This window comes from uncultured Amnibacterium sp., assembly GCF_964244015.1.
Classification (GTDB): domain Bacteria; phylum Actinomycetota; class Actinomycetes; order Actinomycetales; family Microbacteriaceae; genus Amnibacterium.
The window spans coordinates 4,019-7,151 of sequence record NZ_CAXTHO010000137.1 but is presented as its reverse complement, the minus strand read 5'-3'; the positions used below and the strand labels follow the sequence as shown (position 1 = coordinate 7,151).

At 75.3% G+C, this 3,133-nt stretch carries 3 protein-coding genes; 2 read left to right on the top strand and 1 reads right to left on the bottom strand.

All coding sequences use genetic code 11. The annotated features are described in order from the left end of the window. Positions 1 to 115: 115 nt before the first annotated feature. Positions 116 to 763, bottom strand: a complete 648-nt coding sequence (locus ACFE67_RS13065) for a hypothetical protein (protein ID WP_375407313.1) — start codon at positions 761 to 763, stop codon at positions 116 to 118. A gap of 182 nt (positions 764 to 945) precedes the next feature. Here ACFE67_RS13065 and ACFE67_RS13060 point away from each other — a divergent pair, with 182 nt between their 5' ends. Both ACFE67_RS13060 and ACFE67_RS13055 read left to right on the top strand, forming a co-directional pair. Beyond that, entirely contained in the window at positions 946 to 1,638 is a 693-nt protein-coding gene (locus tag ACFE67_RS13060; protein ID WP_375407312.1) for a response regulator transcription factor, read from the top strand. Beyond that, on the top strand, positions 1,635 to 3,071 hold the full coding sequence (locus ACFE67_RS13055; protein WP_375407311.1) for a sensor histidine kinase: 1,437 nt from the start codon (positions 1,635 to 1,637) through the stop codon (positions 3,069 to 3,071). The genes ACFE67_RS13060 and ACFE67_RS13055 overlap by 4 nt, the downstream gene beginning before the upstream one ends. Positions 3,072 to 3,133 lie beyond the last annotated feature (62 nt).

Here is a 3,133-nt window from a genome sequence, read left to right as displayed (position 1 = left end):
CGACCTCCAGCCGGACCTCGTCGCGGGCGACTGACCGACACCCCACAGCGGCCTTGCCACTCGGCGCCCTGTTCCGGTCGCGGAAAGGGCGTCGAGTGGCAAGGCCGCGCTCCGCTCAGGAGCCGATGGAGGGGGTCGGCGCCGCGGTCGGAGCGCCGGTGGGGGCGCCGGTCGGAGCATCAGCCGGGGCGCCGGTCGGGGCATCGGTCGGAGCATCGGCGGGGGCGCCCTTCGGCGGGGTCGGGGCGTCGCCCCGGTCGTGCTTGCCGCCGCGGGGGCCGCCGGGAGCGCCGGGGCCACCCTTCGGCGGGGTCGGCTCGCCGATGCGCACCGCGGTCGCCGTCAGCGTGGTCTTGTCCGAGGCCACCGAGCCGGTCGCCTCGATGTGGGCGCCCGTCGTGATCGCGGCGGCGGTGGAGGACGCGCCGTCCTTCGTGACGGTCGCGCCGTCGGCGAGCGTGACGGTCCGGGTGAAACCGTCCCGGTCCTGCACGGTCACGGTGCTGCCGCTGGCGGTCAGCACCGTCCCGCCGATGTGCGGCTCGTGCTTGCCGTGCTCCGGGCCCGCGGCCGGGCCGCCCTCCGGGGCCGCGGCCGTGCCGGTGGTGCCGGTGGTGTCGGTGGACGCCGACTGCGAGGTGCTGGGGCTCGGGGCACCGTCGGCGAACGCGGCGGTGCCGGCGCCGACTGCGCCGATCACCGCTGCGCCGGCGACGCAGCTGACGAGCACTGCTCGGCGGGTGGTCCTCGTGAACGACTTCATCAGGGTCTCCTTCGATCTGCGCCGCAGCGTGCGGCTGGATCCAGATCACGGGGCGCCGCTGAAGCGCACCTGAAGCGGCCACCGGCTTCAGGAACGCCTCAGCCTCCACGCTCTTCGGGAATGCATCGCCGACTCCAAGGTCGCTTCAGTCCCGCTTCAGCCGGCGAGGTCATGGTCGGAGGATGACCTCTCCCGCCCGCGTGCTCATCGTCGAGGACGATCCCCTCATCCGCGAGTCCGTCGCCGCTGCGCTCGTCCGGGACGGGTCCGTCGTGCTGGCCCGGTCCGACGGCACGCATCTGGCCTCGCAGGTCGACGACTTCCGCCCCGACCTGGCGCTGCTCGACGTGACGCTGCCGGGCACGGCCGACGGGTTCGCGCTCGCGCGGTCGCTGCGGCGCGACCGCGACCTGCCCGTGATCTTCGTCACCGCGCGGGACGCCGGCGCCGATCGGCTCGCCGGGTTCGGGCTCGGCGCCGACGACTACGTCGTGAAGCCGTTCATCGTGGAGGAGCTCGTCGCCCGGGTGCGCGCCGTGCTGCGCCGCCTCGGCCGGGTCCCGGCGACCCTCGATCTCGGCGACCTCGTGATCGACGAGCAGAGCGCGGAGGCGGTGCGCGCGGGCACGACGCTCGACCTGACGGCGACCGAGTACCGGCTGCTCACCTACCTCGCGCACGAGCGCGGGCGGATCCTCTCCAAGACGCAGCTGCTGACGCAGGTCTGGGGCTACGACGACTACGACGCGAACCTCGTCGAGGTGCACATGAGCGCGCTGCGCAGGAAGCTCGAGCTGCACGGCCCGCGCATCGTGCACACGGTCCGGGGATTCGGCTACGTGCTGCGCCCGGCCGGCGGATCGGTGGCGGCATGAGGACGCCGTCCCTGCGCCGCCGGGTCGTCCTGTGGGCGGTCGGTGTGCTGGCGGTGCTGCTGCTCGTCGTCGGGGTCGGCGTCGACCTCGCGCTCGGCGCGGTGCTGAAGGGTGAGCAGCAGCAGCGACTCGTCTCGGTCGCCGCGCTCGCCCCCGAGCTCACCGGGCTGTCCGACCAGTCCATCGCGGACCGCCTGAGCATCGCCGGGATCCGCGCCGAGGTGCACGACTCCTCCGGTGGCACCATCGTGGTGGGGACCCCCCAGGCGCCGCCGCAGGGCAGGAGGGGCAGACCGCCCGCTCCTCGGGTTGCCGCCGATCCGAGCGTCGTCGTCACGCAGGAGCAGGGGCGGCTCGTCGCCACCCAGACCCTGCGGCCGGGGGTGCAGCTCGTACTCACCGACGTCAGCACCGAGATCGACGCGGCGCTGCTGCGGTTCCGCATGATCATGACGATCGCGAGCCTCGCCGCCATCGCGCTCGCGGCGATCCTCCTGCCGGTCGTGCTGCGCCGCGCGATGCGCCCGCTCGGCGCCCTGACGGCCGCAGCGCGGGAGACCGCCGACGGCGGGCGCGGGCGACGGCTCTCCCCGCGAGACCCCAGCACGGACCTGGGCCGCGCCGCGGTCCAGTTCGACGCGATGCTGGAGGAGCTGGAGGGAGCGGAGCGGCGCGCCGCGGACGCCGCCGACCAGCTCGGCCGGTTCCTGTCCGACGCGTCGCACGAGCTGCGCACACCGCTCGCCGGGGTCTCCGCGGGCGCCGAGCGCCTGATCCGCGAGCCGCTCGACGACGACGAGCGCGACCGGGTCACCGTCGCGATCGTGCGGGAGGCGCGGCGGGCCGGGCGCCTCGTCGACGACCTGCTGCTCGTGTCACGGCTCGGGGCGCTGCAGGTGCAGACCACGCCGCAGCCGATCGGGCCGGTGCTCCGCGACGCCGCAGGACGTGCGGCCGGCCGGAGGGGAGGGCCGACCGTCGCGGTCGCGGGCCCGGAGACACAGGTGGCGATCGACCGGGAGCGGCTCGACCAGGTGCTCGCGAACCTGATCGGCAACGCCGGGAACGCCGGCGCGGGACGTGTACTCCTCCGGACCCGGATCGATGGAGACGACCTCGAGATCAGCGTGTCGGACGACGGGCCGGGCGTGGCCGAGGCCGCCCGCGAGCTGGTGTTCGAGCGCCTGGTGCGGCTCGATCCGGGACGGTCGGCCGGGACCGGCGGAGCGGGGCTCGGGCTGCCGATCGCGCGCGGGCTCGTGGCTGCGCACGGCGGCACGCTCGCCTTCGCCGACCCCGCGGCGGACGACCTGCCGGGCGCGGTGCTGCGCCTCCGGCTACCGCTCGCCGTGCCGCCGATCGAGGCGCCTGCCCGGGAGCAGGAGCCGGCCCGGCAGCACGACCAAGCTGTCGGAGGGGTGCGCGGACGATGATGCGGCCGTGAGCCCCTTCGACCTGACCGGACGCGCCGCCTTGGTCACCGGCGGCGCTCGCG

Coding starts and splice junctions, on each gene's coding strand:
- ACFE67_RS13065 (WP_375407313.1), bottom strand. CDS start 763: ATGAAGTCGTTCACGAGGACCACCCGCCGAGCAGTGCTCGTCAGCTGC.
- ACFE67_RS13060 (WP_375407312.1), top strand. CDS start 946: ATGACCTCTCCCGCCCGCGTGCTCATCGTCGAGGACGATCCCCTCATC.
- ACFE67_RS13055 (WP_375407311.1), top strand. CDS start 1,635: ATGAGGACGCCGTCCCTGCGCCGCCGGGTCGTCCTGTGGGCGGTCGGT.